The sequence below is a fragment of the Azonexus sp. genome, from assembly GCF_041909095.1.
In the GTDB taxonomy this organism is placed as follows: Bacteria; Pseudomonadota; Gammaproteobacteria; order Burkholderiales; family Rhodocyclaceae; genus Azonexus.
Window position 1 is genome coordinate 38,548 of the sequence record NZ_JAYREB010000011.1, and the last position, 15,415, is coordinate 53,962.

Genomic DNA, 15,415 nt, shown 5'->3' on the forward strand with positions numbered 1-15,415 from the left:
CATCGATTATAGAGCGCCGCGGCGACCGATTGCCGACCGCGATGCAGTTGCCGCATCCGGCGCGGATTCAGGAAAGCGCCAGGAAAAACGCCGTCTGCATCAACGCCACCGCAACCGCCACCAGCAGCGGCAGCCCCCGCCCCGGAAAACCGGGCACGGAACATCTTCCGAACCTGACGAAGTTCACTTGCGCAGTCATCGCCATGCCAAGCAAGGCAAGAAGGAAGAGGCCACGGGCGCCGTTCCGTGCGCCGGAAAGCAGCAGGAAATAGGTGAACAGACTCTGGTAGGTGACGGGAAAAACCACGCCGGAAAAGAAACCCAGGGAAAGGACGCGCATGGCCGCTGCATTCCTGAATTGATGTGCGGTCAGAGTGCCCGGAAAGCGCCTTCCCGGCCATGCGAAAAAACACCGGGAGATATCCGTATTAACCCTGAGGTCAATTGGCGAAATGCATTCTCCCATGGGTAATTACCGATACCAGCACTGGCATCCACCGATATTCCGGCAATCCGGCAAACGCTATGCTGCGTCCATGTCATCGAAATGGAAGGAGCAGAGCATGCAGATCCTGTCACTGGAAAGCACCCCTGGCAGGCGTCAGATGCTGCGCCACGCCCTTGAACTCACCGGCAAACCCTACGTGCTGAACGAAATTTCCGCGCTCGCCGAACTGACGGGCGACACCAGGCTCGGCGAGTTGCGGCTGGCGGTCATCGGCGCCGATAAACTCGGCGATGCCCTGAAGGCCATCGTCTATCTGCGGGGGCAAATGCCTGCCGGTCGCATCATCGCCCATGGCGAGATTTCCGCACTGGACAAGGATACGCCGGCCCGGCTCTGCCAGGCTGGTGCGGACATGGTCTTCGATTCGCGGTTTACGGCATCGAAAATGGCCTTGCTGATCAACCGCTTCATCCAGGACCCGGTGCGCGAGCCGATCACCGTCCCCAAGACGGAAATCCCGGCCTGGCTGTTGCGCCAGGCAGTCAGGACAAGCGCGCCGGGCGCTGCGAACGGCTGACCGGGTTTGGCAACTCAGCCACGTCGGCGCAAGGCCATGTGGGCAGCGATCATTTGCGGAATCTCCCGCTCCAGCCCGGTGTTCTTGCGGCAACCCAGCGTCAGGTGCAGCAGGCCGCTGGTGAAGGCCCAGGTATCGCTGGCCACCGCGTCGGGATCGAGGCCGTCGCGCAGGTAGCCTTTTTCCGCCGCCAGGCGGTACATGCGCTCGATCTTTTCGAGGAACTCCAGCGCCGGCCGGCCGACTTCCTCCTGCACGCTGGCGAACTCCTCGACGTATTCACAGCGTGAAATCATGATCTCGAAGGTTTCGCGGAAATCCGGACAGGTCGCCAGAACGCGAAAGAACTCCCTGATCGAGCCCTCGATCGCATCGAGCGGATTGACCAGGGAAGGATCGTAGAGCACCGCGTCGGTGCACCCGAGCATCGGCTCGAATACCTCGTCGCGCATCGCAAAAAAGACTTCCGCCTTGTCCTGGAAATGCCAGTAAATGGCACCACGCGTGACACCGGCCGCCTTGGCGATCTTGTCCAGCGACGAACGGCTGACACCGCATTCGTGGAAGACCTTGCGCGCTGCGGTGACGATATCCTTGCGCGTCTGCTCAGCTTCTTCCTTGGTTTTTCTGACCATCTCGTTCTCCCTGCTGCCGGCCGGCAGCAACTACAATTTGCAACACAAAAATGCTTTGCTGTAAGCCACTGAGGCGTTTTACATACATTCGTGTTTGTATATAATAGCCCAAAACTTCCCCGCCGGAGAACCCCAACCATGCATACCAACAAACCTACCCTGATCGCCGCCCTCGTCGGCAGCCTGCTGCTCGCCGCTTGTTCGGACAAAAATGCACCGGCCGCGCCGCAGATGGGACCGATGCCGGTCACCGTCCTCGACATGCAGCCGCAGACCGTGCCAACCTCGATCGAGGTCATGGCGCAAACCGAAGGCGCTCGCGAGACCGAAGTCCGGGCCCGCGTCGGCGGCATCCTGGTCAAGCGCCTCTATCAGGAAGGCGACGTCGTCAAGTCCGGCCAGCCGCTGTTCCAGATCGACCGCGCGCCTTACGAAATTGCACTGGCCGAGGCGAAAGCCCGTGCCGAGCAGACGGCGCGCGAGAAGCAGCGGCTGAAGGGACTGGCCGACGCCAAGGCGATCAGCCAGAAGGATTACGACGACGCCACTTCCGCTGACGCGATGGCACAGGCGGCGTTGCGCCAGGCCGAACTGAACCTCTCGTGGACCACGGTGACCGCGCCGGTCGGCGGCACCAGCGGCCGCGCCGTGCGCTCCGAAGGCAACCTGGTCAGCACCGGCAGCGACAGCCTGCTGACCTCGATCTACCAGACCAACCCGATGTGGGTCAGCTTCTCGCTCGGCGAGAGCGACCTCGCCAAGCTGCCCGGCGGCCGCGTCACCGAAAACCTGGTGAGCGGCGTCGAACTGGTGATGGCCAACGGCCAGGTTTACGAACAGAAGGGCAAGCTCAATTTCGTCGCTTCGAACATCGACACCACGCTCGGCACCCAGGCGCTACGCGCCGAGTTCGCCAACCCCGACGGCCAGTTGCTGCCCGGCCAGTTCGTCCGCATCCGCTTGCTCACCGGCCAGCGCGACGGCATCTTCCTGGTCCCGCAAGCGGCGGTGTTGCAGACCGAACAGGGCACGCTGGTGATGACTGCCGACGGCGAGAGCAAGGTGGCGCCGCGCCCGGTCAAGACCGGCGAATGGCACGGCAAGGACTGGGTCATCCTGGGCGGCCTGCAGGCTGGCGACAAGGTCATCGTCGACAACCTGATGAAGCTGCGACCGGGCGTGCCGGTCGCCCCGCATCCGCCCGGCGCACCCGGTGCAGGCGCTGCCCCCGGCGGCAAGCCGGGTGCGGCACCGGCCGCCGGCAACGCTGCGGCACAGAAATAAGGGGCGATCATGTCCAGGTTCTTCATCAATCGACCGATCTTCGCTTCGGTCATCTCGATCATCATCGTCATCGCCGGCCTGGTCGCTGCGCAGGTGCTGCCGATTGCGCAGTACCCGCAGATCGCGCCGCCGACCGTGCTGATCACCGCCACCTATCCCGGCGCTTCCGCCGAAACTCTGGCCCGCACCGTCGCCGCGCCGATCGAGGAACAGTTGAACGGGGTCGAGCACCTCGCCTACTTCACCTCGTCGGCCTCGGCCAACGGCAGCATCAGCATCACCGCCACCTTCGACGTCGGCACCGATGTCGACGACGCCGCGGTCAACGTCAACAACCGGGTCAAGGCGGCCGAATCGCGCCTGCCGGAAGAAGTCCGGCGCAACGGCGTGATCGTCCAGAAACGTTCGAACGACATCCTGCAGGTGATCGCCCTCGATTCCGAATCGGGCAAGTACAACACCCTGTTCCTGTCCAACTACGCCAGCCTGAACATCGTCGATGAACTGAAGCGCGTTCCCGGCGTCGGCGATGTCACCATCTTCGGTGCTCAGGACTATTCGATGCGCATCTGGCTCAAGCCCGACCGCATGGCGCAACTGGGGCTGACCACCGCCGACATTTCGAACGCGATCAAGGCCCAGAACGCCCAGAACGCGGCTGGCAAGATCGGCCAGGAACCGGCGCCGAGCGACCAGCAACTGGTCTATACGGTGACCGCCAAGGGCCGCCTGCTGACGCCGGAAGAGTTCGGCAACATCGTCATCCGCGCCAGCGGCCCGGGCGGCGTGCTGCGCCTGCGCGACGTCGCGCGCATCGAACTCGGCGCCTACAGCTACGACCAGAGCGTGACCCTGGACGGCAAGCCGACCATCGCCATGGGCGTTTTCCTGCAGACCGGCGCCAACGCGCTCGACGTCGCCAAGCGCGTCACCGAGAAGATGGACACGCTGCAGAAGAAATTCCCCGAGGGCATGAGCTATGTCATTCCCTTCGACACCACCCGTTTCGTCTCGGCGTCGATCAACGAAGTGGTCAAGACCCTGGTCGAAGCGGCGCTGCTGGTCATCGCCGTGGTGTACATCTTCCTGCAGAGCTGGCGGGCGACGCTGATCCCGATGGTCGCCGTGCCGATCTCCCTGATCGGCACCTTCGCCGGCCTCTGGCTGTTCGGTTTCTCGATCAACACGCTGACGCTGTTCGCGATGGTGCTGGCGATCGGTATCGTCGTCGATGACGCGATCGTCGTCCTGGAAAACGTCGAGCGCCTGATGGCAGAGGAAAAGCTGTCGCCCCGTCAGGCGGCGATCAAGGCCATGAGCGAGGTTTCCGGCGCCCTGGTGGCGATCGTCCTGGTGTTGTGCGCGGTGTTCATCCCAGTCGCCTTCCTTGGCGGCATCGCTGGCCAGCTCTACAAGCAGTTCGCCGTCACCGTCGCCGTCGCCGTGGTGCTCTCCGGCATCGTTGCGCTGACCCTGACGCCGGCACTGTGCGCCATCCTGCTCAAGGCGCAACACACCGAGAGCAAGCTGTTCGCGCCGTTCAACCGCCTGTTCGAGCGCCTCACCAACAGTTACACCCGCACCGTCAGCTTCACGCTCAAGCACGGCATCGTCGGCTCGCTCGTCTTCGTCGGGGTGATTGCCGTCACCGGCTTCTTCTTCCGCATCATCCCGGGCAGCTTCGTGCCGGCCGAAGACCAGGGCTACCTGATCTCGGCGCTGATGCTGCCGGATGCGGCGACGCTCAAGCGCACCCAGGAAACCGGCGAACGCATGCGCTCGATGATCGCCAAGGACGAAGCGGTCAAGCACACCTTCGTCGTTTCCGGCTTCGACCTGATCGGCGGCGGCAACAAGCCGAACGCCGGCACCATGTTCATTCCGCTCAAGGACTGGTCGGAACGCCAGGGCAAGGCGCAGGACCTGGCCGGCAAGTTCATGGGCATCGGCATGATGCAGCCGGACGGCATGGGTCTGGTCTTCAACCCGCCGCCAATCATGGGCCTCGGCACCGCCGGCGGCTTCGAGGTCTATGTCCAGAACCGCGTGGACGGCGACGCCAAGAAGCTGCACGAAGTGGTCCAGAGCTTCATGGGCGAGTTGCAGAAGCATCCGGAATTCACCCGTATCTCGACTTTCTTCCGGCCGACCGTGCCGCAGATCTTCGTCGAGGTCGACGAGCCGAAGGCGCTCGCCCTGGGCATTCCGCTGGCCGACGTCTATTCGACGCTGCAAAGCACGATGGGCGCCCTCTACGTCAATGACTTCAACAAGGCCGGCCGCGTCTATCGCGTGCAGTTGCAGGCCGAGGCCAACTACCGGATGAAGCCGGACGACATCGGCAAGGTCTACGTGAAGAGCACGAGCAGCGGCAAGATGATTCCGCTGTCGGCGATCAGCACCGTCAAGAGCGTGATCGGTCCGGAACAGGTCGAGCGCTTCAACGGTTTCGTCGCCGCCAAGGTGATGGGCGATTCGAAGCCCGGCATCAGCTCCGGCGACGCCATCCGCATCGTCGAGGAAGTGGCCGAGGCAACATTGCCCGAGGGCTACGCGATTTCCTGGACCGGCCAGGCCTTCCAGGAAAAGCAGACCTCCGGCTCGTCGCTGCAGGCTTTCGGCTTCGCCATCATCATGGTCTTCCTGATCCTCGCCGCCCAGTACGAAAAGTGGTCGCTGCCGGTGGCCGTCGTGATGGCTGTGCCGTTCGCGCTGATGGGCGCGCTGACGGCAATCTGGCTGCGCGGCATGCCGAACGACATCTACTTCCAGATCGGTCTGGTGGTGCTGATCGGCCTCGCCTCGAAGAACGCCATCCTGATCGTCGAGTTCGCCGCCCAGAAGTACGCCGAGGGCATGAGCGTTGCCGAAGCGGCGGTCGAGGCCGCCCGCCTGCGCCTGCGGCCGATCATCATGACCTCGCTCGCCTTCGTGCTCGGCGTCTTCCCGCTGGTCAAGGCCACCGGCGCCGGCGCTGCGGCCCGCCAGTCGATGGGTACCGGCGTCTTCGGCGGCATGATCGCGGCGACCTTCATCGCCACCATTTTCATCCCGCTCTTCTTCAAATGGCTGGAGCGCGGCAAACAGATCGATCCGAGGCATCTCGACGTCGAAGAGGAGAAAGCATGATGTCCCGCTCCGTATTCCGCCTGACCCCGCTGGCGCTGGCCGTGCTGCTCTCCGGCTGCGCCGTCGGCCCGGACTACCTGCGCCCGGCCAACTGGCTGCCGGCCGCCTTCAAGGAAGCGCCGACCGCCGTCGCCGCAGCGCCCGCCGCCAATCCCGCCGTCAATGAGCGCTGGTGGACGCTGTTCAACGACGCCACCCTGAACGAACTGGTCGATCAAGCCTTGCAGGGCAACGCCGACCTGCGCAGTGCCGTCGCTCGCGTCGAGCAAGCCGATGCCGCCGCCCGCGAGGCCGGCGCTTCGCTGTTCCCGGAAATCGACGCGCAGGGCGCCGGCAGTAACAGCAAACTGAGCGAGAAGACCGCCACCTGGAACGCCAACTCGCCGGACATCCTGCGCGCGCGCAGCGCCGGCCTCAGCCTCTCCTACGAACTCGACATCTGGGGCCGCGTCCGCCGCAGCAACGAAGCGGCGCGCGCCAACCTGCTGGCCAGCCGCTACGGCCGCGACGCCATCCGCCTCTCGGTCGCCGGGCTGGTCGCCGGCAACTACCTCAATCTGCGCGCCCTCGACGCGCAGCTGGCAATCACCGCCGAATCCCTGCAAAGCCGTGAGGAAAGCGCCAAGCTGGTGAAGACCCGGGTCGATGCCGGTCTCGTCTCGCCGCTCGACCAGTACCAGGCCGACGGCGCCGTCGCCACGCTGCAGGCGCAACTGGCCGACCTGCGTCGGGCGCGGGCGCTGGCCGAGAACCAGTTGGCACTGCTCACCGGCAAGCCGGACCTGCAGATCGCCGCCGGCGACCTCAAGCAACTGCCGCTGCCGCCGCAACCGCCGGCCGGCCTGCCGGCCGACCTGATCGAAGCGCGCCCGGACGTCCAGCAGGCCGAACAGCAACTGGTCGCCGCCAATGCCAACATCGGCGTCGCCAAGGCCGGCTATTACCCGAAGTTCACGCTGACCGGCGTTCTCGGCAGCGAGAGCAAGACCTTGTCCGACCTCTTCTCCAGCGGCGCCAGCACGTGGACCGGCGGCCTCTCGCTACTGATGCCGATCTTCGATTTCGGCAAGACGACGGCGCGCGTCGACCAGGCCAAGGCGCTCAACGAGCAATCGCTGATCGCCTGGCAGAAGACGCTGGAAACCGCCTACAAGGAAGTCCGCGACGCGCTGGTCAACCTGCGCGAGAACGGCGCCGCCGAAACCGCGCAGCAGCAGCGCGTCGATAACGCGCAGAAGGCGCACGAGCTGGCCAAGCTACGCTACGACGCCGGCTATTCGGGCTTCCTGGAAGTCCTCGACGCCCAGCGCAGCGCCAACGACGCGCAACTGGCGGCGATCGCCACCCGCCAGGCCCGCCTCAACGCGGCGGTGGAGTTGTTCAAGGCACTTGGCGGCGGCTGGAAGCCGGTCGCCGGCTGATTCAGGCTTGGGAACGGACGGCGGCGACGCCGTCCGCATGGCGCCGGCGCATCGCCAGCGCCTCGTTGCCGACCAGTGCCGCCAGCACCAGCGCACCGCCGGCCAGCACGCTGGTCGACGGCGTCTCGCCGGCCCACAGCCAGGCCCAGGCAACACCGAAAATCACTTCGAGCAGAGCCAGCAAGGCTACTTCCGGCGCCGGCAGGACGCGCGCCAGGGTTACCACGAGCAGGCAGGGAATCGCCAGTTGAACGACGCCGAGCAAGGCCAGCAGGCCAAGGTCGTGCGCCGTCGCCTGCCAGGGCCAGGCCAGCGGCAGGGTGCACAAGGCGGACAGCAAGGCGCCGATCAGCACCGCCAGCAGCATGTCCGGACCTTCTTCCGTGGCCCGACCGATCTTCTGCAGCAGCGTCCAGTTGACCGCCGCCGCCACCGGTACCGCGCAGGCGACCAGCGCCCCCAACAGGCTACCGTTTCCGGCACCGCCGCCGAACATCCAGGCAATGCCGAGGGCGGCAACGACGATCGCCGCCCAGGTCCGCGCCGGCAGGCGCTGCTTCAGGAAAATCCGCGCAAACAGCGCGGTGACCATCGGCCCGATCGCCATCGTCACCAGCACCATCGCCACCGTCGTCAGCGTTATCGCCAGCATGAAGGCGGTGAACATCACCGCCCAGCACAGCCCGGACACCCAGACCACGCGCGGCGCCTGGCGTAACGCCGACCAGACGGCAGCACCACGCAGCCAGCGCAGTGCGGCGAGCAGCGCCAGCGCGTTGAAGGCGCTGCGCCAGAAATTGACTTCGAAGCCGGCAGCCGCCTCGAGGTGACGCGCGACGACGCCGGCGATGCTCCACAGGAGCGTCACCAGCACCATCAGCCAGACCGCGCGGCGATGCGTCATCAGGTCATCAAATGCGGCGGCGCCGCGCTTCGAACAGGCAGACGCCAGCGGCGACCGAAACGTTGAGGCTATCGACACTGCCGTGCATCGGGATGCTGACCAGCTGGTCGCAGGTCTCCCGGGTCAGGCGGCGCATGCCCTCGCCTTCGGCGCCCATCACCCAGGCTACGGCCTGCGGCCACTCGGCGGCGTAAAGGTCCTGCGTTGCTTCGCCAGCGGTACCGACCACCCAGATCTCGCGTTCCTTGAGCTCACGCAGCGTCCGCGCCAGGTTGGTGACCATCACGTAGGGCACGCTCTCGGCGGCGCCGCAGGCGGTCTTGATGGCGACATCGTTGAGGCCGGCGGAGCGGTCCTTCGGCGCGATCACCGCATGGACGCCAGCGGCGTCGGCGACGCGCAGACAGGCACCGAGGTTGCGCGGGTCGGTGACGCCGTCGAGGACGAGCAGGAAAGCCGGCTCCTCCAGCGTATCGAGCACGTCGTCGAGGTGGGCTGCCTTGCGCTCGCCATCGAGGCGGGCGACCACCCCCTGGTGCCGGCCGCCACCGGCCAGATCGTCGAGCCGCTTGCCGTCGGCAAGAATGACGCGCACGCCCTGCAGTTCGGCGTGGCGCAGCAGATCGCGGGCGCGCGCGTCCTGGCGGTCGCCGTCGATCAGGATTTCACGCAGGGACTCGGGGTCCTGGCGCAGCTTGGCGGTGATGGCATGAAAGCCGTAGATCAGGCGGGTAGACATGGGCAACTCGAACAGGCAGGGAGGCGCATTTTACCCCGCCCACCTGCTCACCGCAGCCCCTACGCGGCAGCCCCCGGAATCCCCCGCTTCGCCAGCCAGCGAACCAGCAGGTCGTCATGCATTTCGATGTGATTGACAACCCAGCGGGCCAGCAAAGCGTCCAGCTCGCGGATGCGTTCCACCGTGTGCACGACGTCGAGACGGGCAACCAGCTCCTGCACCGTCTGGGCGATCGCCGCGTGATCCTCGATATGCGCCGCACAGTGCTCGCTGTCGGCAAACTGCATCTGCGTATCACGCATCAGCAACTCCTCGCCAGCGAAATGATCAAGCATGCAGGCAAACAGGTCGCCGAGCAACGGAATCAGCCGCCCCTCGCAAAGTAGCTGCTGAGCGGCCGAACAAGCCGTGCAGTCAGGCAAACCGGCCATATCCCGGCAGATATGCCGCAACTCGCCGAGCAGTGCCAGCAACTGGCGATGGTCCCGATCGATCCTCGCATTCCCGGTCTCAAGTGCCGCCGGCAACTCCGTTGCGGCCGGATCGATACCGAACCGCACGGCAAACATGCTTGCTTCCCCCGTCATCCTCATCTCTGGCGATTACCCCAGCATTCATTGTAAACCAGGCCCGGGGCCGCCGGCGATTCAGCGTTGGCGCGCCGGCTTGCGCTTGCCCTTGCTGCCGGCGGCAAGCGTGCGCTCCTCGCGGACCAGCACGAAATCGATCTTGTTCGACTCGAGGTCGGCGCGCACCAGCTTGACCCGTACCCGGTCGCCGAGCCGGAAGCGCTCGCCGGTACGTTCGCCGAGCATCTGGTGCTTGATGTTGTCGAACTGGAAATAGTCCTGGCCCAGCTCCGACACATGCACCAGGCCCTCGACATAGACCTGGTCGAGCGCCACGAAGATGCCGAAGGCGGTGACTGCCGAGATCGTGCCATCGAAGACTTCGCCGATCCTCTCCTTCATGAAGAAGGTCTTCAGCCAGTTCTCGACATCGCGCGTCGCCTCGTCGGCACGCCGCTCGGTCGCCGAGCACTGCAGGCCGATCTCGTCCCAGGCCTGGCCCGGTTCGTATTTGCCGCCGCTGAGCACGGCCTTGATTGCCCGGTGCACCAACAGATCCGGATAGCGCCGGATGGGCGAGGTGAAGTGGGTGTAATGCTCGTAGGCCAGCCCGAAATGGCCGACGTTGTCGGGGCTGTACATCGCCTGCTTCAGCGAGCGCAGCATCACCGTCTGCAGCAGCTGGAAATCCGGCCGCGGCTTGATCTTTTCGAGCAGCAGCGCGTAGTCCTTGGCTCGCGGATCGTCGCCGCCGCCAAGCGTGAGCCCGAATTCGCCGAGGAAGCTGCGCAGGTTGCGCAGCTTCTCCTCGGACGGCGCTTCGTGGATGCGGTAGAGGCAGGTCTGCTTGTGCTGGGCCAGGAAATCGGAGGCACAGACGTTGGCGGCCAGCATGCATTCCTCGATGATGCGGTGGGCATCGTTGCGCACCACCGGGACGATGTTCTCGATCTTGCCCTGGTCGTTGAACAGCATCATCGTCTCGGTGGTCTCGAAATCGATCGCGCCGCGCTGGCCCCGGGCCTTGTGCAAGGCCTGGTAGAGCTTGTAGAGGTTCTGCACCTGCGGCAGGACGTTGCGCTGGGCTTCGCTTTCCGGCGTTTTCTCGCCGCTCAGCCAGGACCAGACCTGGTTGTAGGTCAGCCGCGCATGCGAGCGGAAGACCGCCGGATAGAAACGGTACTTGCCAATCTTGCCGGCGGCACTGATCGCCACGTCGCAGACCATCGCCAGCCGTTCGACGTCCGGGTTCAAGGAACAGATGCCGTTGGAGAGTTTTTCCGGCAGCATCGGGATGACGCGGCGCGGGAAGTAAACCGAATTGCCGCGCGACAAGGCCTCGCGGTCGAGCGCCATGCCCGGCTGCACGTAGTGCGAAACGTCGGCGATGGCCACCACCAGCCGCCAGCCCCGCCCCTGCTTCGCGCAGTAGACCGCGTCGTCGAAGTCGCGCGCGGTCTCGCCGTCGATCGTCACCAGCGGCAATTCACGCAAGTCCTCGCGCCCCTTGAGGTCGGTCTTGCGCACCTTGTCGGGCATTTTCTTGTTTTCCTCGAGCGCCGCCTTCGGGAATTCGAAGGGCAGATCGTGCTTGCGCAGCGCAATCTCGATCTCCATGCCCGGATCGGCGTAATTGCCCAGCACCTCGACGATGCGCCCGATCGGTTGCGAATGCTTGCTCGGCTGCTCGATGATCTCGACCATCACCACCTGCCCGGACTGCACCTTGAGCTTGCTCTTCTTTTCCGGCGGCACCAGTATGTCCTGGGCGATGCGCTTGTTTTCCGGGACGACGAAGACAACCCCGTGCTCGACGAAGACGCGGCCGACGACCCGGCTGTTGGCGCGTTCGGTGACCTCGACGATGCTGCCTTCCGGGCGCCCCTTGCGATCGAGGCCGATGACCCGGACCAGCGCGCGGTCGCCGTGCAACACCTTGCCCATCTGGCGCTGGTCGAGGAAGATGTCGGCACTGCCGTCGTCGGGAATCAGGAAGCCGTAGCCGTCCTGATGGCCCTGGATCCGCCCCGCGGTCAGCGAAGCGCGTTCGGGCAGGATGTAATCGCCCTTGCGGTTGCGCATCAGCTGCGCCTCGCGCTCCATCGCCCCGAGCCGGCGCTGGAACATCTCGCGTTCGGCCTTGGCGATGTCGAGCAATCCACACAGTTCATCGAAGGACAACGGCCGTCCTTCGTCAGCCAGCACCTGCGCGATGTACTCGCGCGACGGCAGGGGAAATTCGTAGCGCTGTGCCTCGCGCTCGTAGAAGGGGTCGGCACGGCGAATCTTGCTGATCTTTTTTCTTGACATCGGTTTTCTCTTCTCTATAATGGCGGCTCTTCGCACCTGTGCCCAGGTGGCGGAATTGGTAGACGCACTAGTTTCAGGTACTAGCGGGTAACTCCGTGGGGGTTCGAGTCCCTTCCTGGGCACCAGCGATTTTGTTGAAAGGTCTTGCTTCGGCAAGGCCTTTTTTCATTTCCGGACGCTTTCTTTGCATGGCGCGCATTGTCTCACAGCACAGGGAATGCGGGCGCTTAACAATTACTAACATCTGGTTGCAGCAAGGGCGGTGCCGGCTCGCTATCCTGAGCACATACACCACCCTGCGAGATCAATCATGAAAGCAATCGCCAGCACCCTGATCGCCGTTTCCCTGGCGCTCGGCGCGGTCGGTCAGGCCAACGCCCGGCCGGATCATCACGGCTATTACGACAACTACCGGCCACGCCACATCCAGAGGCATTACCACTACGCACCGCCGCCGCCCCCCCGGTACCGGCATCGCCATTACGACTGGATCGCTCCAGCCGCCGTCGTCACCCTCGGCGCCATCGCCATTGGTGCGGCAATCAACAGCGCAGCACCGCCGGCCCCGCCACCGGCCTACATCGTTTCCCCGCCGCCCGCCGGCAACTGGTATTACTGCCGCTCTTCCGGCCAGTACTATCCCTATACCAACGCCTGCCCCGAAGGCTGGGTTTCGGTTCCGGCCCGTTAAACGACAACGGGGCCAAACGGCCCCGTTACTGTATCAGCGCGCTACCGTCCTATTTGAACGGGTGATCGCGCAGGATGGTCTCGTCACGCTCGGGGCCGGTCGACACGATGGCGATCGGCACCTCGCAAAGCGCTTCGAGACGATTCAGATAGGCCTGGGCATTGACCGGCAGGTCTTCCCAGCGCTTGACGCGGAAAGTCGTGCCTTCCCAGCCGGGCAGGGTTTCGTAGATCGGTTCGCACAGGGCGACGTCATCGGCACCGATGGGCAGCAGGTCGACCACCTTGTCGCCCAGCTTGTAGCCAGTGCAGATCTTGATTTCCTTCAAGCCGTCGAGCACGTCAAGCTTGGTGATGCACAGGCCGGTCAGCCCATTGATGCGCGCCGAACGACGCAGCAGCGCGGCGTCGAACCAGCCGCAACGACGCTTGCGCCCGGTCACCGTGCCGAATTCCTTGCCCACCGAGAACATCTGGTGGCCGGGTGTACCTTCGGTGTCGATATCCAGCTCGCTCGGGAAGGGACCACCACCGACACGGGTGCAATAGGCCTTGGTGATGCCCAGCACGTAGTGCAGCATGCCGGGGCCGACGCCGGCACCGGCGGCCGCCTGACCGGCTACGCAGTTGGACGAGGTGACGAAGGGATAGGTGCCGTGGTCGATGTCGAGCAGGGTACCCTGAGCTCCTTCGAACAGCATGTTCTGGCCGGCCTTGTTGGCGTCGTACAGCGCCGCCGAGACGTCGACGACCATCGGCCGGATGATTTCGGCGTCGGCCATGGCCTGGTCGTAGACGGTCTGGAAGTCGACCGGATCGGCCTTGAAGTACTGGGTCAGGACGAAGTTGTGATACTCCAGCACCTCCTTGAGCTTGTCGGCGAAGCGCTCCGGATGGAACAGGTCATAGACGCGCAGGCCGCGCCGCGACACCTTGTCCTCGTAGGTCGGGCCGATGCCCTTGCCGGTGGTACCGATCTTCTTGTCGGCGCACTTGGCCCCCTCGCGCGCCTTGTCGATCGCCGAGTGGTAAGGCAGGATCAGCGGGCAGCCCGGGCTGATCTTGAGGCGCGAGCGGACATTGATGCCGCCCTTTTCCAGCTCGGCAATTTCCGAGATCAGGTGGTGGATGTCAAGGACGACGCCGTTACCGATGTAGCAATCGACGCCATCGCGGACGATGCCCGAGGGCACCAGGTTGAGCTTGTAGACGTTGTCGCCGACGACCAGCGTATGGCCCGCGTTGTGACCGCCCTGGAAACGCACCACGCCCTGGGCATGGTCGGTCAGCCAGTCGACGATCTTCCCCTTCCCTTCGTCGCCCCACTGGGTGCCGACGACGATGACATTCTTGGCCATTTTCTAGTCCTCTTGTATAGCTTCGATAATCCAGTGTCCGCCGACCAGCACCAGCTTGCGGTCGCATTGCGGACCTTCGCAGGCGATTTCGCCCGGCAGCAGTTCAACGACGATCTCGCCGCGCTCGCGCAAGGCGGCGATATGTCCGGCCAGCACGCGGTCAGCGCCGGCATACGGCGCCAGGATGCCTCCCGCTGGCTTGACCGGCGGCAGCAGTCGCGCCAGTTCGCGCAGGTCGAGCGAGAAGCCTGTGGCCGGACGGGCCCGACCGAAAGCCTTGCCAACGCCATCGTAACGGCCGCCACGAGCGATCGCCGCCGGATAGCCCGGCACGTAGGCGGCAAAGACGATGCCGTTGTGATAATGGTAACCGTGCAGGTCGCCGAGATCGATCGAGAACGGCAGTTCCGGCGCGCTCTCGATCAGGTGGCGCAGTTGCTCCAGCGCGGCGCGCAAGGCTGGCAGCGACGCCGGCAGCACTTCGGCGGCGCGGTCGAGCACCTCGCTGCCGCCATAGAGCGTCGGCAAGGCGAGCAGCGCTTCGCGGTAGGGCGACGGCAGTTGCGCCGTCGCCGCTGCCAGGCCGGGCACATCCTTGTCGCGCAGCAGGGCCAGCAATTCGGCTTCAGCGTCGTCAGTCAGCGCGGCCGCTTCGACCAGCGCGCGGAAAATTCCGACGTGCCCGAGGTCGATGCGCGCCAGCGGCAGACGCGCCCGCTCGAAGGCGGAAGCCATCAGGCGGACGATTTCAAGATCGGCCTCGACGCCGGCGTAGCCATAGACTTCCGCACCTAGCTGGAGTTGCTCGCGGCCAGCCGAAATGTTCGCCGGCAGAGTGTGCAGCACGCTGCCGCAGTAGCACAGGCGGGTGACCCCCTGGTGGTTGAGCAGATGGGCGTCGATGCGCGCCGCCTGTGGCGTCATGTCGGCGCGCACGCCTAGGGTGCGCCCGGAAAGCTGGTCGACCAGCTTGAAGGTGCGCAGGTCTAGATCCTGACCGGCACCGGTGAGCAGCGATTCGAGATATTCGAGCAGCGGCGGCATCACATGCTCGAAGCCACGGAGACGGCAGTGGTCGAGCAGCGAGCGGCGCAGGGTTTCGATACGCGCCGCTTCGGACGGCAGCGCGTCGGCAATATATTCGGGGAGCAGCCAGTTCATGAGAAGAGAATGAGGAGAATGAGCCCGACCAGCATCGAGGTCAGGCCGATGAAACGGATCTGGCCGTCGGACATCTGGATCAGGCGGCGAAAGGTTTCACGCCAGGCGGCCGGTGCCACGAAGGGCATCAGGCCCTCGAGCACCAGCATCAGCGCGAACGCCAGCAACAGGTTGGAAGCCATTGACGAAC

At 64.9% G+C, this 15,415-nt stretch carries 14 protein-coding genes and 1 tRNA gene; 6 read left to right on the forward strand and 9 right to left on the reverse strand.

Going from position 1 to position 15,415, the window contains the following annotated elements; all coding sequences use genetic code 11:
- Nucleotides 1-67 precede the first annotated feature (67 nt).
- Nucleotides 68-340, reverse strand: coding sequence for a hypothetical protein (locus ACE3OV_RS16385; protein ID WP_374328559.1), 273 nt, complete (start codon nt 338-340; stop codon nt 68-70).
- Nucleotides 341-563: 223 nt separating this feature from the next.
- Here ACE3OV_RS16385 and ACE3OV_RS16390 point away from each other — a divergent pair, with 223 nt between their 5' ends.
- Complete coding sequence (locus ACE3OV_RS16390; RefSeq protein WP_374328560.1) at nt 564-1,025, forward strand: hypothetical protein; 462 nt, start codon at nt 564-566, stop codon at nt 1,023-1,025.
- A gap of 14 nt (nt 1,026-1,039) precedes the next feature.
- On the opposite strand, the gene ACE3OV_RS16395 is transcribed toward ACE3OV_RS16390, so the two are convergent.
- Nucleotides 1,040-1,660: a TetR family transcriptional regulator gene (locus tag ACE3OV_RS16395; RefSeq protein WP_374328561.1), complete on the reverse strand. Its 621-nt coding sequence runs from the start codon at nt 1,658-1,660 to the stop codon at nt 1,040-1,042.
- A gap of 138 nt (nt 1,661-1,798) precedes the next feature.
- Between ACE3OV_RS16395 and ACE3OV_RS16400 the strand changes: the two genes are divergently transcribed.
- The 3 genes from ACE3OV_RS16400 to ACE3OV_RS16410 are packed head-to-tail and all read left to right on the forward strand — an operon-like array spanning nt 1,799 to nt 7,494.
- Nucleotides 1,799-2,944, forward strand: a complete 1,146-nt coding sequence (locus ACE3OV_RS16400; protein WP_374328562.1) for an efflux RND transporter periplasmic adaptor subunit — start codon at nt 1,799-1,801, stop codon at nt 2,942-2,944.
- Between the two features lie 9 nt (nt 2,945-2,953).
- Nucleotides 2,954-6,073, forward strand: coding sequence for an efflux RND transporter permease subunit (locus ACE3OV_RS16405; RefSeq protein WP_374328563.1), 3,120 nt, complete (start codon nt 2,954-2,956; stop codon nt 6,071-6,073).
- On the forward strand, nt 6,073-7,494 hold the full coding sequence (locus ACE3OV_RS16410; protein WP_374328564.1) for an efflux transporter outer membrane subunit: 1,422 nt from the start codon (nt 6,073-6,075) through the stop codon (nt 7,492-7,494). Before ACE3OV_RS16405 ends, ACE3OV_RS16410 begins: the two co-directional genes overlap by 1 nt.
- 1 nt (nt 7,495) lies before the next feature.
- Here the strand turns inward: ACE3OV_RS16410 and ACE3OV_RS16415 are convergent, their stop codons facing one another.
- The 4 genes from ACE3OV_RS16415 to rnr form a co-directional block, all read right to left on the reverse strand.
- The gene (locus ACE3OV_RS16415) at nt 7,496-8,398 is read right to left on the reverse strand and encodes a DMT family transporter (protein WP_374328565.1); all 903 of its coding nucleotides are present in this window, start codon (nt 8,396-8,398) and stop codon (nt 7,496-7,498) included.
- Nucleotides 8,399-8,405: 7 nt separating this feature from the next.
- Nucleotides 8,406-9,137, reverse strand: a complete 732-nt coding sequence (gene rlmB / locus ACE3OV_RS16420) for a 23S rRNA (guanosine(2251)-2'-O)-methyltransferase RlmB (protein ID WP_374328566.1) — start codon at nt 9,135-9,137, stop codon at nt 8,406-8,408.
- A gap of 59 nt (nt 9,138-9,196) precedes the next feature.
- A complete protein-coding gene (locus ACE3OV_RS16425) occupies nt 9,197-9,706 on the reverse strand; it encodes a bacteriohemerythrin (protein ID WP_374328567.1) in 510 nt (169 codons plus the stop codon).
- Nucleotides 9,707-9,784: 78 nt separating this feature from the next.
- Nucleotides 9,785-12,016: a ribonuclease R gene (gene rnr / locus ACE3OV_RS16430; RefSeq protein WP_374328568.1), complete on the reverse strand. Its 2,232-nt coding sequence runs from the start codon at nt 12,014-12,016 to the stop codon at nt 9,785-9,787.
- 40 nt (nt 12,017-12,056) lie between these two features.
- On the opposite strand from rnr, the gene ACE3OV_RS16435 reads away from it, so the two are divergent.
- A tRNA-Leu gene (locus ACE3OV_RS16435) sits at nt 12,057-12,141 on the forward strand.
- Between the two features lie 185 nt (nt 12,142-12,326).
- On the forward strand, nt 12,327-12,707 hold the full coding sequence (locus ACE3OV_RS16440; protein WP_374328569.1) for a hypothetical protein: 381 nt from the start codon (nt 12,327-12,329) through the stop codon (nt 12,705-12,707).
- Nucleotides 12,708-12,756: 49 nt separating this feature from the next.
- On the opposite strand, the gene ACE3OV_RS16445 is transcribed toward ACE3OV_RS16440, so the two are convergent.
- From ACE3OV_RS16445 to ACE3OV_RS16455, 3 genes are read right to left on the reverse strand one after another with little or no spacing between them, the layout of a single operon-like run.
- On the reverse strand, nt 12,757-14,064 hold the full coding sequence (locus tag ACE3OV_RS16445; RefSeq protein ID WP_374328570.1) for an adenylosuccinate synthase: 1,308 nt from the start codon (nt 14,062-14,064) through the stop codon (nt 12,757-12,759).
- 3 nt (nt 14,065-14,067) lie between these two features.
- Nucleotides 14,068-15,225 (reverse strand): ATP phosphoribosyltransferase regulatory subunit, encoded by a 1,158-nt coding sequence (locus tag ACE3OV_RS16450; protein WP_374328571.1) that lies wholly within the window; start codon nt 15,223-15,225, stop codon nt 14,068-14,070.
- The gene (locus tag ACE3OV_RS16455; protein WP_374328572.1) at nt 15,222-15,407 is read right to left on the reverse strand and encodes a DUF2065 domain-containing protein; all 186 of its coding nucleotides are present in this window, start codon (nt 15,405-15,407) and stop codon (nt 15,222-15,224) included. The genes ACE3OV_RS16450 and ACE3OV_RS16455 overlap by 4 nt, the downstream gene beginning before the upstream one ends.
- Nucleotides 15,408-15,415 lie beyond the last annotated feature (8 nt).

Bases quoted from the DNA above. Each gene is read 5' to 3' on its own strand.
- ACE3OV_RS16385 (WP_374328559.1), bottom strand. From the start codon at position 340: ATGCGCGTCCTTTCCCTGGGTTTCTTTTCCGGCGTGGTTTTTCCCGTC.
- ACE3OV_RS16390 (WP_374328560.1), top strand. From the start codon at position 564: ATGCAGATCCTGTCACTGGAAAGCACCCCTGGCAGGCGTCAGATGCTG.
- ACE3OV_RS16395 (WP_374328561.1), bottom strand. From the start codon at position 1,660: ATGGTCAGAAAAACCAAGGAAGAAGCTGAGCAGACGCGCAAGGATATC.
- ACE3OV_RS16400 (WP_374328562.1), top strand. From the start codon at position 1,799: ATGCATACCAACAAACCTACCCTGATCGCCGCCCTCGTCGGCAGCCTG.
- ACE3OV_RS16405 (WP_374328563.1), top strand. From the start codon at position 2,954: ATGTCCAGGTTCTTCATCAATCGACCGATCTTCGCTTCGGTCATCTCG.
- ACE3OV_RS16410 (WP_374328564.1), top strand. From the start codon at position 6,073: ATGTCCCGCTCCGTATTCCGCCTGACCCCGCTGGCGCTGGCCGTGCTG.
- ACE3OV_RS16415 (WP_374328565.1), bottom strand. From the start codon at position 8,398: ATGACGCATCGCCGCGCGGTCTGGCTGATGGTGCTGGTGACGCTCCTG.
- rlmB (WP_374328566.1), bottom strand. From the start codon at position 9,137: ATGTCTACCCGCCTGATCTACGGCTTTCATGCCATCACCGCCAAGCTG.
- ACE3OV_RS16425 (WP_374328567.1), bottom strand. From the start codon at position 9,706: ATGTTTGCCGTGCGGTTCGGTATCGATCCGGCCGCAACGGAGTTGCCG.
- rnr (WP_374328568.1), bottom strand. From the start codon at position 12,016: ATGTCAAGAAAAAAGATCAGCAAGATTCGCCGTGCCGACCCCTTCTAC.
- ACE3OV_RS16440 (WP_374328569.1), top strand. From the start codon at position 12,327: ATGAAAGCAATCGCCAGCACCCTGATCGCCGTTTCCCTGGCGCTCGGC.
- ACE3OV_RS16445 (WP_374328570.1), bottom strand. From the start codon at position 14,064: ATGGCCAAGAATGTCATCGTCGTCGGCACCCAGTGGGGCGACGAAGGG.
- ACE3OV_RS16450 (WP_374328571.1), bottom strand. From the start codon at position 15,225: ATGAACTGGCTGCTCCCCGAATATATTGCCGACGCGCTGCCGTCCGAA.
- ACE3OV_RS16455 (WP_374328572.1), bottom strand. From the start codon at position 15,407: ATGGCTTCCAACCTGTTGCTGGCGTTCGCGCTGATGCTGGTGCTCGAG.